Origin of the sequence: Methylomonas montana (assembly GCF_030490285.1) — a bacterium.
GTDB lineage: Bacteria > Pseudomonadota > Gammaproteobacteria > Methylococcales > Methylomonadaceae > Methylomonas > Methylomonas montana.
Map to the genome: position 1 here is coordinate 4,489,957 of NZ_CP129884.1, position 23,361 is coordinate 4,513,317.

A 23,361-nucleotide genomic window follows, 5' to 3' on the forward strand; every position below is an offset into this window, starting at 1 on the left:
AGCGTTCGCTTACTTTTTAAATAAAGCCAGAATGCGCTGGCGATTGGCAAAGCCGGCGTAGATCAACCCACCCAAGATCAGGCCTTGCAGCAATTGCCCGATAAATGACGACTGATTTTCGGCGGCAGTTTGTGCTGCCGCATCCGCTTTGGGCGCTGGGGGCGGCGGCACGAAAGCCACTTGTTTTTTATTGCTGATTTCAGGCAGACCTAGGCTTTTCCATGCGTCGTAATCCTGCCAGGCCGGAAATTTGCCTTGCCAGAATTCCTTGGTGAAGTAAGGCGCCAAGCTCATGCCGTGCACTTTTGGGATGCCTTTTTCGTCGGCAAAGCCTTTGTAAACCACCAAGCTGATGTCGCCGCCTTCGCCGATACCGTTAGTGGTGAAGGATTTCTCGACATGATCGTGAAACATCCAGACGCCTTGGCCGAAGCTGTTCAAACCGTCGTCAACCCCGCTCAGTTCCAAATCAATACGCTGCGCCGGCACCATGCCGTGCACATCGCGCTTGATATAAGAGGATGGGCCGTTATCGACGCCGTCGTAATGAGTAACCATCGGTTTATGGCCGTGCACATGCAGCGCAAATGCTTCTTCGTGGCCGTTCAACACCCGCAATTTGACCTTTTTATTTTCTTCCATCAGGATCAGCGATTCCCTTAAGGTATAAGGAAATGAGCGGCCGTTGAGCATGAAATAATCCGGATCGGCATCGGTGATGTCGTATTCCTGATTCATCCGCCGGGCGATGATGCGCGGGTCGTTGGCCGAACGCGCCATTTCATGCAGCTCTTTGTCCGCGGATTGATAGTGTAGATCGTACTCGGCCGCGTATTTTTCCTTCACGGCCACCGATGGGTGACGCACATGGCCGGCGCCGACGTTGAAGGTTTGCACCCAGTTATTGGGACGATTTTCCTCGACCACGAAAATGCCCTGCAAACCCATCGGTATGTGAGTGTGCGGCTGTACGTGGCAGTGATAGTACATGGTGCCGGGCTGGCGCGGTTTGATCACATAGGTTTTACTCTGGCCGGGCAAGACGTCCATCTGGCCGGTCTGGCCGACGCCGTCGTTACCTTCGCCGCTATGATCCATATAAGGATGGTCGATACCGTGCAAATGGATAGAATGCGGGAAGTAATGGCTGTTTTCCAACACGATCCAGATAATGTCGCCTTGTTCGACCCGGATAACCGGCGATGGTGCGCGCAATAAAGGATTGGCGACCGGCTCGTATAAACTCAAGGTCGACATATCGCGGGTTTTCGGCGCATACACCCAAAATGTCGGTTGAATGCCGGGGGCGATATCGAAAGTAGTAGTCGGATCCTTCATGTCTGGCGAATGGCCGTTCAGCTCGGCAATTTCCAGCTTAATAATATAGTGGTCGGGGTCACCGTCGCCGTCCATGTCGTTACTCATGGTGATGGCGTCGGCAGCCAGTTGTGTCTCCATTAAGGTAGACATGGAAATGTTATTGGTGCCCTTAACGAAAGCGGCGATGTCGGCAGGATTATCGGGGTTACACATCCGTGATTCTTGTATTTCCACTCCATCGATCACTTGCGCATCACGCCACTTGGCATCGGTAAATTCGGAACAAACTTCCTCTGCCGCACCCATTTTGACGCTGCTGGTCGCCGGTAGCTTGTCTACCGCCGCCAAAGCCCATTGCGACGCCGGAAGCAAGATGGCGCCACACAGAATGGGGATAACCTTTTTATGCATACAAAACCTCATAAAACAGACGAGTTGACGGACGCCCCAACAAGGCTTCCGAATATCAGAAAAGCCAGATACTGTAACCAGAACCCATGGGTAAAGTACAGAAATTATTTAATAAACGCATCGACCATTTTGGCCGGGTTTACGCCGCCGACGAACGATCTGATTCTGCAAACCGGGTAATGCCTTATAATTCCATGACGAGCGATTATTGCCAATCAATCCGCATCATTTTTGCAACATACCATCAAGCCCACTTATGCCCAGCATCAGATTATTGCTTTGTTTAATTTTGATTTTTATCGCCCACGGCAGTTTTGACTGGTTCATCAACCAGCCACAAGAAGCCGGCGTCGATGTACCGTCCGGAAAATTGAAGAGCCTGTCTTTCGCGCCGTTTCGGGAAGGCTTCAGTCCCCTGGAAGAAATATTTCCGTTACCCGAACATATCGACGAAGACCTGAAATTGCTAGCCGACAAAACCGAAAGCATACGCACTTACTCCAGCTTAGGCGGCTTGGAGCCTACCCCGGATTTGGCGCGCAAATACGGTTTGCAAATGATACAAGGCGCCTGGCTGGGTTATGGCCTTAAAGATAATCGCAAGGAAGTCGATGCATTGATTAAATCGGCCAATGCCCATCCCGACGTGGTGAAGCGTGTGATCGTCGGCAACGAAGTGCTGTTGCGTGGGGAAATGGATGTGGATCGCTTGATCGGTTATATCCGCGAGGTGAAACGCGCGGTGAAGCAACCGGTCTCTTATGCCGACGTCTGGTCGATGTACATGAAAAATCCCAAGCTGTTCAATGAAGTAGACTTCATCACTATCCACATTCTGCCGTATTGGGAAGACGAGCCGATTTCAGTGGATAACGCCTCGCAGCATCTGGAAAAAATCGTCAAGCAGGTAGAAGACGAAGCTCGCGGCATCGCGCCTGGCAAACCAATATTGATAGGCGAATCGGGCTGGCCAAGCGCCGGGCGGCAACGCGGTATGGCGACGCCCGGCGTGGTCAACGAAGCTAAGTTCATCCGCGGCATGATCCAGGTCGCTAACCGCCACGGTTTCGATTACAACATCGTCGAAGCTTTTAACCAGCCTTGGAAAAGCAAACTGGAAGGCGTAGTTGGCGCCAATTGGGGCTTGCTCTCGGCGGATCGTCAACCGGTATTTCCATTAACGGGTCCGGTTACAGAAAACCCTAACTGGACTATTCATTTCGCCATAGCAACGCTAATCTGGCTGCTGATAAGTGCTACTTATTATAAAAAGCTTGCACCTATGTCACTGGTCCGGGTGTTGACGTTTTTGACATTAGCCCAAGTGTTCAGCGTTTGCCTGGTGACATTGGCGGACTTCCTCTGGTACACCAGTTATAGTTCGTGGCAAAGGCTTTATACCGCTCTGTTGGTTGTGGCAAATGCCGGCTTAGCTACCTTATTAATTCGCCGCAACTACCAAATGCTGGCCGAGCAACCGGGAAGTCGAGGCCTGGCCACCGGTTTAAGAACCGCTTACCTGCTGTTTATTCTATTGGCGCTGTATAAGACTTACGGCCTAACCATGAATGGCCGTTATTTGAGTTTCCCGGTTGAGCAATTCGCCATTCCGGCGTTCGGGGTAATCGGCTTGATAGCTTGCCAATATTTGAGTCAACACAAATTGAACGGCAGACTTTTGGCGTTTGACCAATTGGTCGGTTGGAAGCTGCATGGCCGCTTAGATAAGGTTATAGCTTATGGTCTGAGCCTGAGCATTGTTGCGCTGATCTTGGGTGAAACCAAGGCCTTTATGGACGGCCGGGATTTCATTCAAGCGCATCCCGGTTTTTCGGACGGGCTGCCGTTTGCACTTAGTTACACGCTACATAATCAACAACTCTTGAGTTGGCTGGCCGGTTTACTGATATTGTCGTTACCTTTCTGGACTAACGGCGATCAGAAACAGCACGCTTAGTCATTCCGTTAACGGGTGTTGCGCCGCAACACCCGGTTTTTTCGGCGAAAAATATGCCTTCGATATTGAGCGACAGTTTGCGGCGCGTCAATTTGTCACATTTTCAAATGCAGTGTTGCCCAGTAAACTATATGCAACTCTTGTATATGCGCTCCCTCTCCTAAAGGGTAAAGAGTTTTAATATCCTTCCTCAATGCGGCTTCGCGCCGCATCTTTTTTTGGATGAGGTTGTCTCTATGGAACGAAACTATTACTCAGCAACGTCAACATTCGTGCCTTCAAGCGAACTGGATTGGCGCACGGCTTTTCACGAAGCAGGCCATGCGGCGGCCATTCATCTGGGCAACCAACAAAAGCAACTACCTCCGGTATTTTTCGAAATTCATGTCAAGAGGCCGCTAAACGGTTATGCTGACTTCTTTGCGAAAGTCGTGGACGGCAATCTAATTCAAAATTTGCCTATTGCGGTTGTAGAAAGTTTTACCGACCTTGCCGATACCCAGCAGCATGCTTGCCAACGAGCCTACGAAGCCGATGTGGTCAATTTATTGGTTGGGCCCTTGGCCGAAGCAAAATACGTTTCGATTCGAGATGACGAAGTTTTTAATATTAATCTGATTAATTTTAATGCCTTGCACAACTATGGCGGCTATAGCGATCTGGAAAAGGCACTCAATTACCTAGAACATTTCATCGCTTCGGAGGTGCAACGCGATGAGAAAATCCAGGAACTGCTCCTTCAGGCTTTTAAATTTATCGACAATCGTCGACATTGGAAATGCATCTTGAATTTGGCGCACTATATCTTGGATAGCCAGCAGGAAATTATCTCTTGCGATGAAGCCATCAGCATATTTGACCGTTGCCTGGCAGCCAACGCACCGTTTAGATCGAACCAGTATCCTTTTCTTTTCGGTTAGTATCGACCAAGCATTGCCGGCTAACTTGCCACGTTAGAGGGTTGCCCTGCCCGAACTTATGCGGGCGTAGCGAATCCGGCGTTTAACTTACTCGACATATATTGTGCATTGATTGCGTCCATGCTGTTTGGATTGATACAGCGCTTGGTCGGCCCGCACGAAAACATCGTCAAGCTGGTCGTCTTCCTTGAATTCACTAATACCGCAACTTAAGGTTAGATTGATATCTTCGCCGTTAGAATTGAATCCGCAGTTCTGGATCATTTTTCGGATGTTTTCAGCCATTTCCAAGGCCTGATGTTCTTGGGTATTCGGCATCAGCATCACAAACTCTTCGCCGCCGTAACGCGCCGCGAAATCGGTCTCCCGACAATTATTCAGCAACAATTGCCCGATCAAGGCCAATGTCTTATCCCCGGCCTTATGTCCGTAGTCATCGTTGATGCGTTTGAAATAATCAATGTCCCAAATCACTAAGCTCAATGGCGCCCGGTAACGCTTCCAGCGACTCAGCTCCATTTCTGCCCGGCTGTTATAGGCCAGACGATTCGGTAGACCGGTCAACGGATCGCATAAGGCCTTGTCGTGTTCAATCTTAAGCCTGGTTCGTAGACTTTCGGTTTCGGTTTCCAGATCCTGCAGCTTTTGCGTCATGAGATCTATTTTTCGTTGGACTTCTTGCTGCCGATCGTCTTCCATCTGCTTATGCTCAAGCAACTGCGCCAGCAAGCGGTCGAGATGTTCGCTGGTGTGAGTCTTTAAGATACTCAGCTCTTGCGCAGACTGTGTCGAGCTTTTGAGATTACCGACTTGCCGATGAATTTCGGTATTGAGCGTATCGCGATTGTCGATGGAAAGTTGATTGGCTTGACCGGCCATTTCCGCCTGCTGTCCGATCTCGTCCAACTGTTCGGTCAAGTCTTCCAAAAATACATCAATGCCTTTTTTTTCAGATACGCCGTAATCTTTGATATTCAGCAATAGGGTAATCGCCGAATCGATGACTTTTTTATACGCTTTCTCGCTGTGATTAGCCCTAAGCTTCTGCTTCAACATCGAAGTTTGCTGATGAAAACGTAGCGGCACCTCGACTTCTGCCAGCAACTCGTCGAGACGTCCCATCACATAGTCGTCTTGCAACGCAGTCGTGTCGCTTTCAGCTTCGTCCACATCCTGCTTGGTTTGCTTGGAAATGTGCAAAAGCGTTTTCGACACGGCTTGCAGCTCGTGACTTAAATCCTGCAAGTTGGCGCCATTGCGCAATTTTGTGCCGATAGACAGCAGATGCGGCTCCAGCAATTTGTGACTGCCCTGACTAAAAATTAATAGCTGGATAACCAGTTTGTATAAAAACTTTTCGTTATCGATCAGCGAAGAGTAGGGAGAGCTAGAAACCATTTACGCTAACCGTCCATTAACAACGAAGCAACGATTGCGGCCGGATTGTTTGGCCTTATACAGACCGGTGTCTGCTCTCTCAAAGAGCGATTCATTACTATCGCCATCCACAAACTGGCTGATTCCGCATGATAAAGTGATAAAAACGTTATTGCCATTGGCGTTGAAACTGCTTTTTTCCAAGGTTTTCCGTAATTTTTCGGCCACCAGCAGCGCAGCCTTGGCTTCGGTATCGGGCAGCAACATCACAAATTCCTCGCCGCCAATCCGGGCCACGAAATCGGTTACCCGACAATACGTAGATAATAATTTGGCGATAATTACCAGAGCCTTGTCGCCCGATTTATGTCCGTAGGTGTCGTTAATTTTCTTAAAAAGATCCACATCCCAGACCATCATCGTCAATGCTGTCTTGTTGCGTTTGCAACGCGCCATTTCAACGTTCAAGCGTTCCTCGAACGCCAGCCGATTGGGCAAGCCGGTCAGCGGGTCGCGGGTCGCGCGATGTTGAGCCAGATCCAGCCTTGAACGCAACTCGGTCGACTCCGATTCCATCTTCTTCAGCTTTTCGGTCAAGGCTTGCATTTCGCGCTGTACTTTGTCCCTTTCTTCTTGTTCTTGGAGATTATGGGTTTGAATTTGCTGCGTGATGGTTGTCAAACGGCTGCTGACGATTTGCTTCAACGGCGCAAGTTGAGTGGCATTCTCGGACTTTTCCTGCAACTCCAGGATTTGCTCGGAAACCGAGCGATCCAGCAAATTGCGCTTTTTTAGGGTATTTTCGTTAGCGGTATTGACGCCGGTAGCCTTTATGCCCAATTCGGTCAATTGCTCGGTCAATTTCGACAAAAAGGCCGCCATCTCCTGCTGTTCCAATTCCAGATGTTTTTTTACCGCCAACAGCAGGGCTATCGTATCGTCAAAAATAGCGCCTAACGGTTGTCCGGTTTGCAAGCGGCCTTTGATTTGTTCAGCTTCCGCGGAAAAAACTCGCGGAATCTCAGCGTTGTCCAGCAAGCGAATCAATTGGATATTAATCGCTTTGATGTCAATATCGGCAAGCTCCAGCCCAAAAGAGGTCGCTGTTGTCGGATTGATACCATCTATCAGTTCCAACAGCGCAACAAACAAGCCTTGATTGCTATTGAATTGGCGGTTTTCGTATCTCCCCTTAACCTCATCGAACTGAGCTTGCAGGTGCGGGTATTGCCTGCCGAGGAATTCGAACAACAATGAAGCGTCAAGCTGTCCGGCTAAAGCAGACTCTTCCAACACCATCAACGCATTAGAAAATGCCGTCAGCTCTTTTTGCAACTGCTGGTTTTGCAATCCGCCTTTCAACAAATTGCGGATGCTGTTGAGGTAGGGATCGAGTTGCCGGTTTAAACCTTGAACAGCTAATGCAATACGCACAATGGTCTTGCATAACAACTCTTCGTTAGCGTGATATTGCTTTTCCGATTGTTCTTGGTCATCCAACAGCTTGAGGTATTTTTCCTTCCACCTCTCCGGACCGTCATCCTTGTTTTTAAAAAAAACCATGAAACATGTCCTGATTCAGAAATATTTAACCGCTTGATTATAGACTATCGTTGAATTTGTGACATAGAGCCGATAATCAAGCGCTGACCGCCCACTTCCTTGTGAAACAGTCCGGACTGATAAGCTTCTATTTTTTTTGACTTTCCTGAACGATCAACTGGTTGACTACGGTCAGCATATTGGCCTGGGATTTGGCTGATTGCCCGGTGACCTTGTATTTGCCGTTAACGATCAGCGCGGGCACGCCGCTGATGCCGTAACGCGGTCCGGTCGACTCGGCTTGGCGCAGTTTGGCGTCGACTCCAAACGAGTTATAAGCGTTGCGGAAATCCTCATCCTTGACGCCATGATCGGCAAAAAATTTGGCCAGTTCGTCTTCGCTGACCAGTTTCTGTTTCTTGTTTTGAATCGCGTCGAACAGATCGGCATGCACCTTGTCCAAAACCCCCAGCGCTTCGGCGGTAAAATAAGCCTTGGCATGTTTGCCCCATAAATCGCTGAATACTGCCGGCTGACGGATGAATTCGACATTCGCCGGTTTGGTTTTCAGCCATTCCACCATGGCCGGTTCCAGACTGTAGCAATGGGGGCAGCCGTACCAGAAAAACTCGATCACTTCGATCTTGTCCGGATTTTGCACCGGCTGCGCCGGTGTTACTGCGTCATAACCGCCTTCCGCATTGACCAGCGCGGAAAAGCACAACAACCCTAAAAATGCGATTCGTTTCAACATCAAAGTTCTCCGTAAGAATGTAATCCTGATAAAAACCTGTTCACGTCCCAAAACGTAAACAAGATGACAAAAAAGCTGGCCACTGCTCCCGCCAAGTCATCGGCTTGCCGCTCAAATCTTTAGTCAGCCTCATATGCGGCCGACCGCGTCATTTAACCAGACAAGCATACCTTGGATTCCTTAAAGGTAGGAGGACTATAACCACCCCAGCCCCCGGCTGCCCAAAGCGTCACCAATATAGTCGCCAACGTGAAAAAGGCAAAGCCCAACACAACGGCTTTGTACATCAAATCGTCCAGCAAGGACAGCTTCGGCAATCTGGTCTGAATAAAACACCGGGAATTGATGGTCTAGGCGCGGTATTTCAACACAAATATCACGCCTATCATCGCCGCGCGCGAAAACGGCACACGACCGACACCTCCAGCAGATTGGCGGTGTCGCATGTTGTGATACAGGTAATCACTGGCGGACAGCATCAGAAAACCAATAATGGTCAAAAACTAGGCGGAGAAATAAACATCGAACAGATCCAGTCCATTGAAAACCACAAACTAGAACATTCCGAACTTAAGGAGAGCAAATTCAGCCGGGTCAGCTTACCGGTCACTGCGACACGAACAAAGAGGGAAGATTAGTCCTGGCGAGAAACCAGGACTAGGTCGGCTTCCGGCAGAACCGAGGCTCTGCCGGACGGACACAGATTATTTCATGGTCGAGATATAGTAAGAAACCGCCTTAATGTCCTCGTCGGTCATTTTGGTGGCGATCATGTGCATCATGTTTTCGCGGTTATTGCTGCGTGCACCGGTTTTGAAATCGGTGAGACTCTTGATCAAGTAATCGGCATGCTGCGAATGTAAGGACGGGAACGAGGCCGGTTTGTTGCCTTCCGCATAAGGGCCATGACAAGCCACGCAAGCCGATACTTCGCGGCTCAGATTGCCGTTACGGTATAAATCGCTGCCTTGCGTGATTAAGGCGTCCAATTCCGCTTTTTCCTGTTCCGCGGTTTTGGCGGGCGCATCATCGTCATCGCTCGCCGGCAACTTCGGCGCTGGATTGGTGGAAATCTTATTGCCGGCATAATAACTGGCAATTTCCTGAATGGTTTGATCGTCAAGACCTGCCGCTAACGGCGCCATCATCGGCGCCAATCGCGCACCGCTTTTAAACGCCTGTAATTGCTTGATCAGATAGGTTTGATGCTGCCCGGCCAGCTTGGGGAAGCCCGGCATGGTGCTGTTACCGTCTTCGCCGTGGCAGCCCGCGCAACTGGCGGCTTTGGTTTTTCCGGCGCTGGCATTGCCCTGCGCATTTACTTGACCGGCGGCGGTTGCCAACAACAAAGAGATGGAAACAGTCAGCAATTTTTTTATCATTATGGGGCCCCTGTTCAGGAAGGTTGATCGACATAAAGCAAGCTGATGTCAGCCGCCAGACGCTATAATGGCCGGATTCTAACCGATTTATAAACACTAAGCGAGACTGTGATGAATCCCATCTACCACCAGGCCAAGTTCATCAACAGCGCCCCCAAACTCAAGGACGCACCGCCCGATCAAGGTATGGAGATCGCCTTCGCCGGCCGCTCCAATGCCGGCAAATCCAGCGCGATCAATACTCTGGTGCAACAAAACGCCCTAGCTCGCGTCAGTAAAACGCCCGGCCGCACCCAATTACTGAACTTTTTTGAAATCGACGCTCAGCGCAAACTGGTCGATTTACCCGGTTACGGTTACGCCAAAGTCCCGGAAGCGATCAAAAAAGACTGGCGGCAAATGATGGAGAGTTACTTGCATGACCGCCAAGCCCTGTGCGGCATCGTCCAGGTCATGGACATCCGCCACCCGCTCACCGACTTTGACTGGCAAATGGTCGAGTGGTGCGAACATCGCCAACTGCCCTTGCATATTCTGCTGACCAAGGCCGATAAATTGAAGTTCGGCGCTGCGAAAAACACGCTACTGCAAGTGCAAAGGGATTTAAGCCGCTCCAGCATCGTTGTGACGTTGCAGCTGTTTTCGGCTTTGAATAAAACCGGGATTGATGATATTCACCAGATGCTGGACGAGTGGTTCAAATTTTAAACTGCAAGTTAGTTGATTGGACCATCCAAAAAGAGCACTTAAATTTAGGTAGAGTCTGCTCAGTAAATCAGCTGTGGCAATGACGAGCAAATCGGGTCGGCCAAGTTAGAATGGGTGCGCAGATTCGAAATCTTTTGTTTCCAGGCGCGCACGATCATTTGCAGTAACCCGACCAGGCGGCATTGACCGAGGGCAAAAAAGATCCCTTGCAGGACCAGCAGGTTCATCACCAAGAAGATGGTGTTGAACCAGGCGAACGAGGTGTTGGCGCGCTTGGCGCGGATGTCGTTGAGACGATAGCCGTTTTTACCTTGGTCGAATTTGCCTTCGATGGGGATGCGCTGCAGGTATTCCTGCCGGCGCTGTTCTTTGTCGTGTTTGAGTTGCTCCCGGTTGGCCTCGGTTTCGCGTTTGGGGCGGCCGAGCGGTTTGCCGGCAAAGCGGATACCGTGTTGCTTCAGGTAGTCGCGGTTGGCGCGCGTGCCGTAGATCGGATCGGCGAGCACCCGTTCCGGATAGTGGCCGTAGCGCGCCAAGTACGCTTCGACTTGCGAGACCAGATCCAGTCCTTCGTGAAAGGCATCCCATCGCAGGTGATCGACATGAGCTAGGCCTTCGCCGCTCAGGCTGACGCTGAGTTTGGCGCCGAATTCGACCGGCTTGTCCAACTTGCCGCGCACCATCGGCCGCACATAGGGTTGACTGATACTGACGATGCGGCGGTCGCAGCGGCGGGTCTGGTTTCGATACATGTCCCATTGTTGCTGGTACAGATGCTGAATCACCCAGTAGCGATGCAGCAGCCAACCCGGCAACGGCAGCGGCGAACCCTGAGGGATGGGCGCCAAGAGTTGTTCGATGTGGCTCAGGTTGCGGCGCAGATATTGCCACTGTTGCTTGATGCCTCGGCGTAGCACTTTCCGGCCGGGGCGCTTTTGTTTGGCGACGGCCAGATACGCACTGCGGGCTTTGTGGCGATAAGTCCTGGGTTTGTCCGTGACCTTCAGGCGCTTGCACAGGGTGTCGATGATCCGTTCCGTTAATTCCCGCGCTTCGTTCAACAGGCTCAAATCGGTGGGAAAGCGGATGGCTTGTTCGACCACGGTGGCATCCAGAATCAATTGGCCGCGCGGGGCGGCCGGTGCTTCCGGCTCCGGTGCCGATGGGACACCGTCTTTATCGGCAAAATCCAAGGCCGCTTCGGCCGCCTCGGGCTGAACCTCAGCTTCAGGCGCGGTCACGCTAGCCGCGGCCTTCGGCTCAGACGCAGCGGGCGTTGCCGCGGCCGGCGGCGTTTCCAGTTTGGTCGGGGTCGGCTTTTGCCCCTCGTGCGCCTCGATGATGGCGCGGTGAAAGCCTTCGAACACGGCTTCGCCCATGCGCTTGCGCACTTCGACCAATAACGACGGCGCAAACGGCGCCGCCGCTTGGTAGCCGGGCAAGCCGACGAAGTATTGCAGGTACGGGTTTTCCTGGATTTGCTGGACGGTTTCCACGTCTGACAAACACAGTTTGTGCTTGATGATCACCGCGCCGATTACGCGCCGCGCGTCTTTCAACGGCCGGCCCCGGTCCGCCCTCATCCCTTGGTAATAGCATTCCGCCAGTTCGTCCCACGGGATGCACTCACTCAGTTTTACCCAGCGATTGTGTTTATCCAGGGCTGTCTCGAACGGCCAGTCGAATTCAGCTATCGTCAGTTGTTTTGAGCTCGTGGTTCGAATCATGGCTGCACGGTTTTTGAGGCTAATGGCATGTTTTTCGTGCAGCAATTATACCAAAATTCCTCAATAACTACGCTTAATCAATGGGTTATATTTTCTGAGCAGACTCTAATTAATGGCTTACCTTGAAAATCCAGTTCATTTTTGTCCCTGTGGTTTTCGCAATTCCGAAAATTTGCCGATTTTGGAAGATTTAGTCGACCCGCCTTATTAAATGTTAATGCTGGCATCCGATTTTCACAGAGTCACTCAATACTGTCGATTAGCCGGTTTCTTGCCGCGTCAGCTCACTCTGGCAATTCCCAACGGCAACATCCTGGGGCGCAAGGTATTTGGATTCATGCCCAGTATCGCCGCAGCACCGTTGGCGCTGGATATGTCCCCTCTCCACCGCTTCTAGCATTCGCAACTGGCTGGCTTTGGCGCTGGGCCCGTCAGAGAGCGGCCGGCGCCAATGGCGGAATCTTCAACAGGCGCCCTGGTGAAAGAATGACCGCCCGTTCGATAAAGTTCGGCAATCCCGTTTTAGGGAAACAGATGATGAAACAACTACGGGCGTGTTCGCAGAGTTTGCTCAATTCGTAGTAGAACATCCTGATTCTACAGAGCCGCACATCAGTAACTTTCAGCTACAGCACCAAGGCTAATTTCTTCAAATACCTGAATGGATTCCTCCATTCCCTATGCCACGCCGAGCACCAGCTTTCGGCGGGAATAGCCCGAAGGAGGGCAGGATTGCCGATTTGCATGCGCTACGGACACGCTTCCCTACCTCCTGCATCCATGCAGTCGTCTTTTTCAAAGAGGGGGAATATCTTGGCTTTAGCAGGGATTTAGTTTTAAAGCAATAACGCAGAAACCTATTCCAAAACATCTACCGCTTTCCGCCCAAACCCAAAACTTTCCAGCAACATTAATCCCACGCCGATGCAAATCGCCGAATCGGCGATGTTGAACGCCGGCCAGTGCCAGTCTTGGTAATAGACATCCAGAAAGTCGATCACGTAACCGTAAGCGACGCGATCAATCAGATTGCCAATGGCGCCGCCTAAAACTAAAGCCAAAGCCACTGCCATCAAGGTCTCGTGTTTTTGTAAGCGATGCAGCCAGACCGCGATGATACCGCTCATCACCACCGCCAAGCCGGCGAACAGCCAGCGCTGCCAGCCGCCGGCCTGGGCCAGAAAGCTAAAGGCCGCGCCGGTGTTATGCACATAGGTCAGGTTGAAATAAGGGATCAGCGGAATCGACTCAAATAGCTGCATAGAGCCGTCCACTGCCAGCTTGCTGGCCTGATCCAGCACCAGCGTCACAGCGGAAATCCACAACCACTTAAGCATAATGACGGGTCTCGCCATTGCCGGCGACGTTTTCCACGCAACGGCCGCACAATTCCGGATGCTCCGGGTGCTCGCCAATGTCGTAGCGTTGATGCCAGCAGCGCACGCATTTTGGATGCTCTGATACAGTCACTTTCAGTTTCACGCCGTCCAGTTCGGTAGCCACCGCATCGTCCGGGCAAAATTGCATATCGGCAACGCCGGCGTTGGAAGTGATGAACACAAAATGCAGCTCGCTGGCCAGCTTGTTCAGCTCCGCGCCGTAAGCTTCGTCGCAATACAATTCCACTTCCGCATTCAAGGATGCGCCGATTGCGCCGTCTTTACGCAAGGTTTCCAATTCCTTGGAGACTGCCGTGCGTACCGCCATCACTTTGTCCCAGGTTTCGCGGTTGATCGTCGCGTCGGCATCTAGTGGGAACAAGCCTTCGTACCAGGTTTCCAGAAAAATCGACTCGCCACGCTTACCGGGAATGAATTGCCATAATTCATCGGCGGTGTAGCTGGTGATAGGCGCCAGCCAGCGGGTCAGCGCTTCGATGACATGGTACATCGCGGTTTGTGCGGAACGCCGCGCCAGGCAATCTTCCTTGGCGGTGTATTGACGGTCCTTGATGATGTCCAGGTAAAAGCCGCCCAGATCGATGCTGCAGAAATTCAGCACCTTTTGGTAAATGCTCTGGAACTGATAAGCACCGTAAGCGGTTTTGATTTCTTCCTGCAACTGCCAGGCTTTATCGACCGCCCAACGATCCAAGGCCAGCAAATCGCCCTTGGCAACCAGATGTTGCGCCGGATCGAAGCCGTCCAGATTGGACAGCAGGAAGCGGGCGGTATTCCGCAAGCGACGGTAGCCGTCGGACGTGCGCTTCAGAATTTCGTCGGACACCGACATTTCGCCGCGATAATCAGTGCCGGCCACCCACAAACGCAACACGTCCGCGCCCAGCGATTTCATCACCGTTTGCGGCAGTACCACGTTGCCTTTGGATTTGGACATTTTCTTGCCCTCGGCATCGACGGTGAAGCCGTGGGTCAGCACTTCTTTATACGGGGCGACATCGTTCATCGCCACCGAAGCCAGCAACGAGGACTGGAACCAGCCGCGATGTTGGTCGGAACCTTCCAGATACAGATCGGCCGGGAAACGCAATTGCTCGCGGCGCTCCAGTACGGCGGCATGAGTGACGCCGGAATCGAACCAAACGTCCAGCGTATCGCTCATTTTTTCGTAGTGTTCGGCATCGGCACCGATCAGTTCCGCCGCATCCAATTCAAACCAGGCGTCTATGCCTTGTTGTTCGATGCGCTTGGCAACCTGCTCTATCAATTCGCCGGTACGCGGATGCAGTTCGCCGCTTTCCTTGTGGACGAAAAATGCGATCGGTACGCCCCAGGTGCGTTGTCTTGAGATACACCAGTCCGGGCGGTTTTCGATCATCGCTTCGATACGGGCTTGGCCCCAATCCGGAATCCAATCGACACGTTTGACTTCGTTCAAGGCGGTTTCGCGCAGTTTGTTTTTCTCCATCGCAATAAACCATTGCGGGGTGGCGCGGAAGATGATCGGGGTTTTGTGGCGCCAGCAATGCGGGTAACTGTGCAGCAGCGCGTGGTGATGCAGCAATTTGCCGCGCTCGCGCAATACGTCCAGCACCTTATCGTTGGCGGTAAACACATGCAGGCCGGCGAACAGTTCGGTGTTCGGTAAGAATACGCCGTTGTTGCCGACCGGGTTGTCTACCGGCAAACCGTATTTCATACCCACCACATAGTCTTCCTGACCGTGGCCGGGGGCGGTATGAACCGCACCAGTACCGGCATCGGTGGTGACGTGGTCGCCGAGGATGATAGGCACTTGCCGGTCGTAAAACGGATGTTGCAGCCATTGGTTTTCCAGCGCCGCGCCTTTGCAGTAACCGACGATGTGGTGCTCACCGATGCCGTAACGTAAAACGGCGTCTTTCAACAGCGCTTCCGCCAACACCAAGCGTTCGGTTTGGCCATCGATTTCGCATTGCACGACCGCGTATTCCAGATCCGGGTTCAGCGCTACGGCCTGGTTGGCCGGCAACGTCCACGGTGTGGTGGTCCAGATCACCACCGACAGCGGGCCTTTGCCTTCGCGGTCGCCGGCATGATGGCACTTTTCCATGAACGCATGTTCGTCCACCACCTGAAAGCGTACGTCGATAGCCGGCGAATGCTTGTCTTCATATTCCACTTCCGCCTCGGCGAGCGCCGAGCCGCAATCGGTACACCAATGCACCGGTTTGGCACCTTTGCTAAGATGGCCCTTGGCGGCGATTTTGCCCAAGGCGCGGACGATGTCGGCTTCAAAGGCAAAATCCATGGTCAAGTACGGATTGTCCCAATCGCCCAAAACGCCCAAGCGGATAAATTCTTCTTTCTGAATGTTGACTTGTTTTTTGGCGTAAGCCCGGCATTCCTTGCGAAACTCGGCGGGCGTGACTTTGACGCCGGCTTTGCCGACCGATTTTTCCACCATCAGCTCGATAGGCAAACCGTGGCAATCCCAACCCGGCACGTAAGGCGCATCGAAACCGCTAAGGGTTTTGGATTTGACGATGATGTCCTTCAACACCTTGTTGACCGCATGGCCGATATGAATCGCGCCATTGGCGTAGGGAGGACCGTCGTGCAAAACAAATTTAGGGCGACCGGCGCAAACCTCGCGAATTTTTTGATAGAGCTGGTTTTCGTTCCATTTTTTCAGCATCTCCGGTTCGCGTTGCGCCAGATTGGCTTTCATTGCAAACTCGGTCTTGGGGAGGTTCAGGGTTTGTTTATAATCCATGGTCATTGTTGTCTGCGTTTCATTCCAGCGGCCGGGGTGCCGACTTAGGCCGCTGAAAACAACGGTTGCGCCGATTAGCCGTATGATTCTAATGATGATATTAAACGCGCGATTTTAGCACCAACTGCCAAGCGCTATAAAGCACAGACTGACCAAGGCCTACAAAGATTATCGAAACGGACAGAGAAGCGTCGCGCCGCTAACGGGACCGGCGAATCACGCCCGATTACGCAACCAGTACCACCCGTAAACCGCACCGATCAAGATACTAACGATCAGCGCCGTCCCAGGATTGTCATACTCGTTGAGCGTTTTGCTTACCATGCTTTCCTGAAAAAGTTGATTAGCGGCGGGGATTTTGGCGGATTGCGCGGCAGTCGTTATCAAGCCGATGCAGATCAGCGACCACAATTGAATTTTTTTTGGCATGATAAGATTCCCGCTTATTATTATAGTTTTGATTCGATACCATATTAGCGGCTAATTCTGCTTTTGAATACTATTTTTTACTCTTCCCGCACGGTGGCCTTAATGCATCAAAAATCCGCTAAAACTTCGGTGAAAATTCACGAGCTCATCGCCAGCCGTTGGAGTCCTCGGGCTTTCGATGCCGATAAAACCGTCAGCCGCGACAACCTGACAGCCTTGCTGGAAGCCGCGCGTTGGGCGCCGTCCTGTTTCAACGATCAACCCTGGCGCTACATCGTCTGCGATAAAGCCAGCGACGCGGCCGCCTGGCAAAACGGTTTGGCGGTCATTGCCGAAAAAAACCGGCTATGGGCGAAAAACGCGCCGGTTTTGCTGCTGGCAGTGGCGATGGGCAACTTCAATCACAACGGCAAAGCCAATCGTTGGGCCATGTACGATACCGGCGCCGCATCCGTGAGCCTGTGTTTGCAAGCAACGGCCTTGGGTTTAATCGTGCATCAAATGGGCGGTTTCGATGCCGACTTGGCTAGGCAAACATTCAAGCTCCCCGAAGACTGCACACCAATGGCGATGATGGCGGTCGGTTATCAGGCAGAAGCGGCGATTCTGGCCGATGATTTTCAAGCCGCAGAACAGGCCGAACGCAGCCGGGCTGCTTTGGAACAACGCTTTTATCTGGGGCAATGGGGCGAGGCGTTTAAATAAGCACGCTGCTAAAATTCGCGGCTCCCCGTTTCCCAACCAATATGGCAAAGCGGCGCTAATGAAGAACGCTAAAACATCCTATGCGCCGCCAGCCTAAGGCGTTTGGCGTGGCTGATAAGCAAACGGCTTGGCCAATGGCTCGCCGACGAAAATACCCTGGCCGGGTTGGGCGACGCTTTTCCAATACGCCTCTATCAGGCTGCTGCCGCGCAGATAGAAATACATTAACACGCCCGGATTCGGAAATTTGGCAGGGTAATTACAAGGCTCCACCACCGCGCCGTAGCTGGCGGTGGCGCCGGCATTCAACCATTCCGTGATATTCATCTGGTCGCTACCCGACATCACGCCGCCAGCCGAGGTGAGATGATCGGCAATCGCGCCCGGCAAATAGCGGTTTTCCGTAAGGTGCGGCACCTTGGTCAAGCCGGTGAAATAAAACATCACGTCCTGGCGGCCGGCAATATAGTCTTGTTCCAGATAGTTGACCGGCCAGAAGTTTTTCAGCGCTTCGGCTACTTTCGGGAACAACGCCGCTCTGGAACTGCGAGCCTGGTCGGATGTTTTTAATAGATAGGCGGCGCCTTGCGGATGCGAATAGTCGGCAGCCACGCCGGTATCGATCAGTTTTTTGGCTTCCTCGAAGGTTTTGCCGGCCAACGCCATAGTCGGTCGCCAGCCGTGGGCTTTAAACGGTTTGTCGGTTTCCGAAGCAAAATACGGACTGTTACGGGTAGTCTGGCAGCCTTTGGAGCAGAAGGCCGGATCGAAACCTGCGGCAAAAGCGGTGGTAATCGACATGCAATCCACTCGAAACGGTTGCAACCAAGTCAACGCAAACGCTTGCACATGCGCCGGGGTTTGCTGGTCAACCTGCTGTTTCAGCTGCTCGAACTCCCGTTTCGATAAAACGGCCTGGTTCGGCGAAAAGCGCAGATGAATAATTTGTTCGGCCGGGATCCGCCGCTGTTGGCTGTAATACTCCGTAATCTGCCTGCTCAACGGATCGGCGTCGTTGACGATCACTGCCAAATCGTGGCCAGTCAGTGCCGGCGCCGGCCGGTATAACGGCGAAATCGGCGCCGCCAGCGCCGCTTGATCAAGCAGGCAGGCCAGAATTAGCACTATCGTAGATGATTTAATCTGTTGTGCGAAAAACACACGATGCTCCGTGAAAGTGTCAACCGGATTTGCCGGATGCTTCAATTTAACCCGATGCGGGCAAAATACAAACCGCATTTTCCAATTCTTCGACTTACGGCAAATTCGCCGTTTACCAATTTCACTCCCGGCCGTTTCCCCGGTTATCATTTGCCTTTTCACTGATGCGGACTGCCATGATGGATACGATAGCCAATATACCCACCGTTGCTCATGTGATTCAACAAGCGGTCGCGCCGGTATTTTTACTGACTGGCGTGGCCGGAATTTTGGGAGTATTAACCAATCGCCTGGGACGCACCGTGGACCGGTTCCGTTTACTGAGCAAACTCAGCGGCGCCGATGCCGACGCGCATTACCCGGAGATGCAGACACTGGCGCGGCGCGCGCATTGGACCCACTGGGCGATCAGCATGTGCACCACTTGTGCATTGCTGATCTGCGTATCCATCGTCGCGATGTTCGTCGGCGTCGAATTTACGATCGATCTGTCGGACACGGTATCGCTATTGTTTATCGCGGCCATGCTGGCCTTGATCGGCGGTTTGCTGTGTTTCCTAAGAGAAATCGCGCTGGCGACCGGCGTGATAGCGCTGCGTAAATAAACCTTTCCCGCATCGTAGCGCGACGGATCGAGCCGCCGCTCACGTCCGGCTCGATCCGCTTAAAAAAACAATTCGCGCATTTTTTGTCCCGGCGATTCGGCGCGCATAAAGGCCTCGCCAACCAGGAAAGTATAGATGCCGTTATCCTGCATCAATTTGACATCGGCCGGGGTGTGAATGCCGCTTTCGGTGACGATCAATTTGTCGGCCGGAATGGTGTTTTTCAGATCCAGCGTGGTTTGCAGCGACACATCAAACGTGCGCAGGTTGCGGTTGTTGATGCCGATCATGTTGGTGTTCAGCTGCAAGGCCCGCTCCAGTTCGGCGGCATCGTGCACTTCGACCAGCACGTCCATGCCCAAGCCGGTGGCGGTATCGGCCAGTTCTTTCAACATCGCATCGTCCAACGCCGCGACGATCAATAACACGCAATCGGCACCCAAGGCCCGCGACTCGTGGATTTGATAGGGATCGATCATGAAATCCTTGCGAATCGCCGGCAACGGGCAATTTTGCCGCACCATTTGCAGATTGGCTTCCGAACCCTGGAAAAAATCCTTGTCGGTTAGTACCGACAAGCAAGTCGCGCCGTTGAAGGCGTAATCGACGGCGATTTCCACCGGTTTAAAGTTCTCGCGAATCACGCCCTGACTAGGCGAGGCTTTCTTGATTTCGGCGATGATGGCCGGCTTTTTCTGATCGGCCTTGCTGCGCAACGCTGAATAAAAGCCGCGCGGCCCTTGCGCGGTACCGGCCAGCTCTTCCAGCATCGAGATCGGTGCATTGTTTTTCCGGCGCGCCACTTCTTCGGCTTTTTTGGCGAGGATGGTTTTTAGGATGTCGGGGGTATTGGTCATGGTCTGATTTGTTTTACTGTTTAGTTTTGTGTCGCTGTCGCGACAGTTATTTTAGCATCGGGTCTCGGCCCGACAGCCGAGATACTTTCGCTACGAAAACCATCCATGGTTTTCGCCCTGCGGGCCAGCCTATTGGCTGTTCAAGTTCGCTCCAGGCGAATTTGTGTTTGGCCAAAAGAAAGTACCCAAAGAAAAGGCCACCCCGATGCCGCATTTTCCCTGCGCGCCGGAGGGGAGAAAACCGTCCCGGAATTACAACTTATATAGATTGGTAGGTCGGTAGGTCCGATTAGCGTAGCGTAATCGGACGCATGTCAGCGACTGTCAATCATCTCCAACCACCGTCAAATCCAAATCCCCAGCCCAATTTTCCGGATAAACTCCCTTTTCAACATACCGATGAAAACTGGAATAAGGCCAGTCTATAACTCGGGAGACCAAGCCATGTTTAACCGGATTAACATGCACATAATCCACATGACGTTCAAAGTCTGTTTCATCCCTTATCGAATGCTCCCAAAAATGTCGTTGCCATATTCCGCGTTCATTCGCAGCTTTTCGTGCATCCGACCGATACTCTGTTTTGGGTAACACCCGCGAAAATCCGCTTTTAATCAACCGCCAGCGTTTGCTGAAATCCGCATCGCCCGGCGGCAATGTCCAAACCGCATGCAAGTGTTCCGGCAGCACCACCCAAGCGTCGATCTTGAACGGATACCGTTCCCTTACCGCGCGTACGGTTTCGCGTAATAAATTGATTTCTCGAATCAGCAAATCGTTATTTTTACGTTCCAGCAAATTCACCGTAAAAAACCATGTGCCACCGGGAATAAATGCGCGTCGGTAATTTGGCATGGATTTTTACAATTTCGGGATTATGAATTTATACATGCATCCGATTACGCTTCGCTAATCGGACCTTGTATTATCCAACCGTGTTTTTCAGGAGATAATGAAATCTCGAAAACATGCCTGAGGGGCACCTACGGGCTTAAACGGATACCGTTCCCTTACCGAGCTTACGGTTTGGCGTAATAAATCCACTTCCCGAATCAGCAAGTCGTTATTTTTACGTTCCAGTAAATTCACCGTAAAAAACCATGTGCCACCAGGAATAAATGCGCGTCGGTAATTGGGCATGGATTTTTACAATTTCGGGACTATGAGTTTATACATGCGTCCGATTACGCTTCGCTAATCGGACCTACGGGCTATTGACGAGCCATTTTCGTAGCCCCGATTAGCGAAGTGTAATCGGGGTGGTTTTGTTCCCGTATGCTGCGCCCGAGCACCGGAGCTTTTGAATGGACAAATCGGCAGGATAGCCGATTTGCATGCTTTGCACCCGAAGGGCGAGGCACATGGATGTGCCGAGTGATTTAAGCAGCATCCGGGTCGCCTTTTCTTTGGATACTTTCTTTTGGCGACGCAAAAGAAAGTATCTCGGCTGTCGGGCCGAGACCCGACATTAAAATCAGTCGTCGCGTTAGCGACACCAAACACAAAAGCCTTTGGACCGCGTGGGCACAAAAACCGTGCCCACCCTACATGACTACGAGCTATAAGTTACCGTTATTTGTATTTGCTTTGTCCTTAAAAACTACAATGGATAAAGAACCAATAAATAAAGCAAAAATTAAAGCGGACAATGTATGAATAGTAGAGCCAAACCATTCAAATATCGGTTCATTGCTACGCCACTTAGAGAAAGGTAACGTTTTATATCGGCCTTCATAACAATATTCTAATTTTTTTAACATTTCCTCATTCGTAAATTTTTTTCCAGATAACTTCTGCTCATTCTCTACATCTTCAATTCTTGGACATTTATATCTGAACTTATTTTCTTCGTAATAAGTATTATCTGCATACCCACCGAATGGGAAATGAAGCAAAATAATTGAAAGAATTGACGATATGGTCAGGAAAAATCCAATTTTCTGTATTTTGTTAAATTGCGAAATAAAACTCATCGTTTTCAATTCCTCTTTTAATTTTTTAACAGATAAGGTAATAAGCACATCGTTGGGAATTTGTTTAGCTGGCCTAATAAACGAATCGGTGATCTGTTTGCTCAAGCCATTCCGCAAAGTGCGAGACCTCACAAATAGCTGCCCTGAGCTTCTCTTCAGTAACATGAATTGACGCAAGCAATAGCCAACTCCGCTCCCCTTCTTCCATTTCAGAAAGGAGTTCGCGATCACGATCATCCATGAAAAATGGACTCGGTAGTTTATTTAGATCATCTGGTGAGTAAAATGAGCTTTGAATTGTTATTGATTCTGGGTGTTGCATGCGATTACGCGCTAGAACTAGCTCTTCTAACAGTTTTAAATTACATGGACTCTTTTCAAAAATCACATTGAACTGCATCTTGAAATACTCCTTGTAACCATTAAACCAACCCTTCTTAAAAGCTGATTTATATGAGTCATTAACAGGAATCCCAAGCCTGCGCTCCCAAGTTTTCAAGTACAAATGGAAGGAGGTTGAAAGCATTGAAATACATGTAAGACCAATCACTTGCAGTGACTCTTCAGCTTCTAGCCATTCTGACAGAAATGCTGGCTCAGTATCTTCGCTGTAAGGAGAAATAAAAGGTTCTTCCTCAGCTTCAATTTTTCGCATTTTCTCGATGAATGGCGCAGCACTTGTGAGGTAAAGCTGCTCAATAAAAGATAGCCGTAGACCGAGAAAGTAGCGAACGTCCAAGATCAAACCCTATTATGCCCAACAAGCAATTAAAAAGTTTCTGTATATCATCAAAATATGCGAGTTGAACGACATGCCACCAATTTCCGCCTGTAAAACTCAACTCGCCCTCTCAATCATCCCCTCAGCCTGCTTAGCAAACGCTTTCAAATCGCCCTTCTTAATCGTCGCACGCGGAATTACGATTGCGGCATCGATATCCACATAGATATAAACGTATTCTTTGTGCTTTTCCACCCGCAACATGTCTTTCCAGGGGGTTTTGCTTTTGCCGCCGGGGGCGCGTTCTTGCAGGAATTCCGGCTCGATGCTCAGCCAATGAATGCCGAATAAAGCCTTTTTTTCCGCTTCGGTGTACTTATCAAAAAACTGCCGGCGCAAATCCATCTTCATGATGAACGGCGAGGCAAGCGACCAGGCCAGCGCCAAGATGGTGATATAGGCGGTGGTAGTCATATCCGCGTAATACACGTAATAAAACAGGCCGATGGCCATCATCACGCCCGGCGCGAAGATGCGGTTTTGGCGGATTTTTTTTTGCATTTCCGGATCTTTTTTCAGCCTTTCCTCATTAAAGTGGACCAGGTCTTCTTCGCGGAATTCGTATTCGATTTCTAACATGTGTATCGCTCGGTGGAG

The 23,361-nt window shown here is 51.2% G+C and carries 21 protein-coding genes; 6 read left to right on the plus strand and 15 right to left on the minus strand.

What is annotated here, in order from left to right; translation table 11 throughout:
* Positions 1–9: 9 nt before the first annotated feature.
* Positions 10–1,731: a multicopper oxidase domain-containing protein gene (locus QZJ86_RS20770; RefSeq protein ID WP_301935490.1), complete on the minus strand. Its 1,722-nt coding sequence runs from the start codon at positions 1,729–1,731 to the stop codon at positions 10–12.
* A 256-nt stretch (positions 1,732–1,987) separates the two neighbouring features.
* Here QZJ86_RS20770 and QZJ86_RS20775 point away from each other — a divergent pair, with 256 nt between their 5' ends.
* Both QZJ86_RS20775 and QZJ86_RS20780 read left to right on the plus strand, forming a co-directional pair.
* Positions 1,988–3,688: a glycoside hydrolase family 17 protein gene (locus QZJ86_RS20775; RefSeq protein ID WP_301935491.1), complete on the plus strand. Its 1,701-nt coding sequence runs from the start codon at positions 1,988–1,990 to the stop codon at positions 3,686–3,688.
* A gap of 236 nt (positions 3,689–3,924) precedes the next feature.
* The gene (locus tag QZJ86_RS20780; protein WP_301935492.1) at positions 3,925–4,608 is read left to right on the plus strand and encodes a hypothetical protein; all 684 of its coding nucleotides are present in this window, start codon (positions 3,925–3,927) and stop codon (positions 4,606–4,608) included.
* Positions 4,609–4,695: 87 nt separating this feature from the next.
* Here the strand turns inward: QZJ86_RS20780 and QZJ86_RS20785 are convergent, their stop codons facing one another.
* The 4 genes from QZJ86_RS20785 to QZJ86_RS20800 all read right to left on the minus strand — a co-directional run bounded on the left by QZJ86_RS20785 (position 4,696) and on the right by QZJ86_RS20800 (position 9,663).
* Entirely contained in the window at positions 4,696–6,006 is a 1,311-nt protein-coding gene (locus QZJ86_RS20785; RefSeq protein WP_301935493.1) for a GGDEF domain-containing protein, read from the minus strand.
* Positions 6,007–7,548, minus strand: a complete 1,542-nt coding sequence (locus QZJ86_RS20790; protein ID WP_301935494.1) for a GGDEF domain-containing protein — start codon at positions 7,546–7,548, stop codon at positions 6,007–6,009. It lies immediately after the preceding gene.
* 127 nt (positions 7,549–7,675) lie between these two features.
* Complete coding sequence (locus tag QZJ86_RS20795; protein ID WP_301935495.1) at positions 7,676–8,281, minus strand: thiol:disulfide interchange protein DsbA/DsbL; 606 nt, start codon at positions 8,279–8,281, stop codon at positions 7,676–7,678.
* Positions 8,282–8,985: 704 nt separating this feature from the next.
* Positions 8,986–9,663: a c-type cytochrome gene (locus tag QZJ86_RS20800; RefSeq protein ID WP_301935496.1), complete on the minus strand. Its 678-nt coding sequence runs from the start codon at positions 9,661–9,663 to the stop codon at positions 8,986–8,988.
* Between the two features lie 111 nt (positions 9,664–9,774).
* Between QZJ86_RS20800 and yihA the strand changes: the two genes are divergently transcribed.
* Positions 9,775–10,371, plus strand: a complete 597-nt coding sequence (gene yihA / locus QZJ86_RS20805) for a ribosome biogenesis GTP-binding protein YihA/YsxC (protein ID WP_301935497.1) — start codon at positions 9,775–9,777, stop codon at positions 10,369–10,371.
* Positions 10,372–10,430: 59 nt separating this feature from the next.
* Here yihA and QZJ86_RS20810 read toward each other — a convergent pair whose 3' ends face one another.
* Positions 10,431–12,098 (minus strand): IS5 family transposase, encoded by a 1,668-nt coding sequence (locus QZJ86_RS20810; RefSeq protein WP_301935498.1) that lies wholly within the window; start codon positions 12,096–12,098, stop codon positions 10,431–10,433.
* Between the two features lie 217 nt (positions 12,099–12,315).
* On the opposite strand from QZJ86_RS20810, the gene QZJ86_RS20815 reads away from it, so the two are divergent.
* The gene (locus QZJ86_RS20815) at positions 12,316–12,495 is read left to right on the plus strand and encodes a hypothetical protein (RefSeq protein WP_301935499.1); all 180 of its coding nucleotides are present in this window, start codon (positions 12,316–12,318) and stop codon (positions 12,493–12,495) included.
* Positions 12,496–12,955: 460 nt separating this feature from the next.
* On the opposite strand, the gene lspA is transcribed toward QZJ86_RS20815, so the two are convergent.
* The 3 genes from lspA to QZJ86_RS20830 form a co-directional block, all read right to left on the minus strand.
* Positions 12,956–13,435 (minus strand): signal peptidase II, encoded by a 480-nt coding sequence (gene lspA / locus QZJ86_RS20820; protein ID WP_301935500.1) that lies wholly within the window; start codon positions 13,433–13,435, stop codon positions 12,956–12,958.
* The gene (ileS, locus tag QZJ86_RS20825) at positions 13,428–16,259 is read right to left on the minus strand and encodes an isoleucine--tRNA ligase (RefSeq protein ID WP_301935501.1); all 2,832 of its coding nucleotides are present in this window, start codon (positions 16,257–16,259) and stop codon (positions 13,428–13,430) included. Before ileS ends, lspA begins: the two co-directional genes overlap by 8 nt.
* A gap of 210 nt (positions 16,260–16,469) precedes the next feature.
* Positions 16,470–16,682, minus strand: a complete 213-nt coding sequence (locus tag QZJ86_RS20830; RefSeq protein WP_301935502.1) for a hypothetical protein — start codon at positions 16,680–16,682, stop codon at positions 16,470–16,472.
* A gap of 102 nt (positions 16,683–16,784) precedes the next feature.
* Between QZJ86_RS20830 and QZJ86_RS20835 the strand changes: the two genes are divergently transcribed.
* Positions 16,785–17,387: a nitroreductase family protein gene (locus QZJ86_RS20835; RefSeq protein ID WP_301935503.1), complete on the plus strand. Its 603-nt coding sequence runs from the start codon at positions 16,785–16,787 to the stop codon at positions 17,385–17,387.
* A gap of 93 nt (positions 17,388–17,480) precedes the next feature.
* Here the strand turns inward: QZJ86_RS20835 and QZJ86_RS20840 are convergent, their stop codons facing one another.
* Positions 17,481–18,548, minus strand: a complete 1,068-nt coding sequence (locus QZJ86_RS20840) for a TIGR03790 family protein (RefSeq protein WP_301935504.1) — start codon at positions 18,546–18,548, stop codon at positions 17,481–17,483.
* Between the two features lie 176 nt (positions 18,549–18,724).
* On the opposite strand from QZJ86_RS20840, the gene QZJ86_RS20845 reads away from it, so the two are divergent.
* Complete coding sequence (locus QZJ86_RS20845; protein WP_301935505.1) at positions 18,725–19,153, plus strand: DUF2721 domain-containing protein; 429 nt, start codon at positions 18,725–18,727, stop codon at positions 19,151–19,153.
* Positions 19,154–19,212: 59 nt separating this feature from the next.
* Here the strand turns inward: QZJ86_RS20845 and trpC are convergent, their stop codons facing one another.
* The 5 genes from trpC to QZJ86_RS20870 all read right to left on the minus strand — a co-directional run bounded on the left by trpC (position 19,213) and on the right by QZJ86_RS20870 (position 23,343).
* Entirely contained in the window at positions 19,213–20,010 is a 798-nt protein-coding gene (gene trpC / locus QZJ86_RS20850; RefSeq protein WP_301935506.1) for an indole-3-glycerol phosphate synthase TrpC, read from the minus strand.
* 324 nt (positions 20,011–20,334) lie between these two features.
* Entirely contained in the window at positions 20,335–20,865 is a 531-nt protein-coding gene (locus tag QZJ86_RS20855; RefSeq protein WP_301935507.1) for an REP-associated tyrosine transposase, read from the minus strand.
* Between the two features lie 704 nt (positions 20,866–21,569).
* On the minus strand, positions 21,570–22,088 hold the full coding sequence (locus QZJ86_RS20860; RefSeq protein ID WP_301935508.1) for a hypothetical protein: 519 nt from the start codon (positions 22,086–22,088) through the stop codon (positions 21,570–21,572).
* Positions 22,057–22,722, minus strand: coding sequence for a hypothetical protein (locus QZJ86_RS20865; protein ID WP_301935509.1), 666 nt, complete (start codon positions 22,720–22,722; stop codon positions 22,057–22,059). Before QZJ86_RS20865 ends, QZJ86_RS20860 begins: the two co-directional genes overlap by 32 nt.
* Positions 22,723–22,821: 99 nt before the next feature.
* The gene (locus QZJ86_RS20870; protein ID WP_301935510.1) at positions 22,822–23,343 is read right to left on the minus strand and encodes a YcxB family protein; all 522 of its coding nucleotides are present in this window, start codon (positions 23,341–23,343) and stop codon (positions 22,822–22,824) included.
* Between the last annotated feature and the right edge of the window lie 18 nt (positions 23,344–23,361).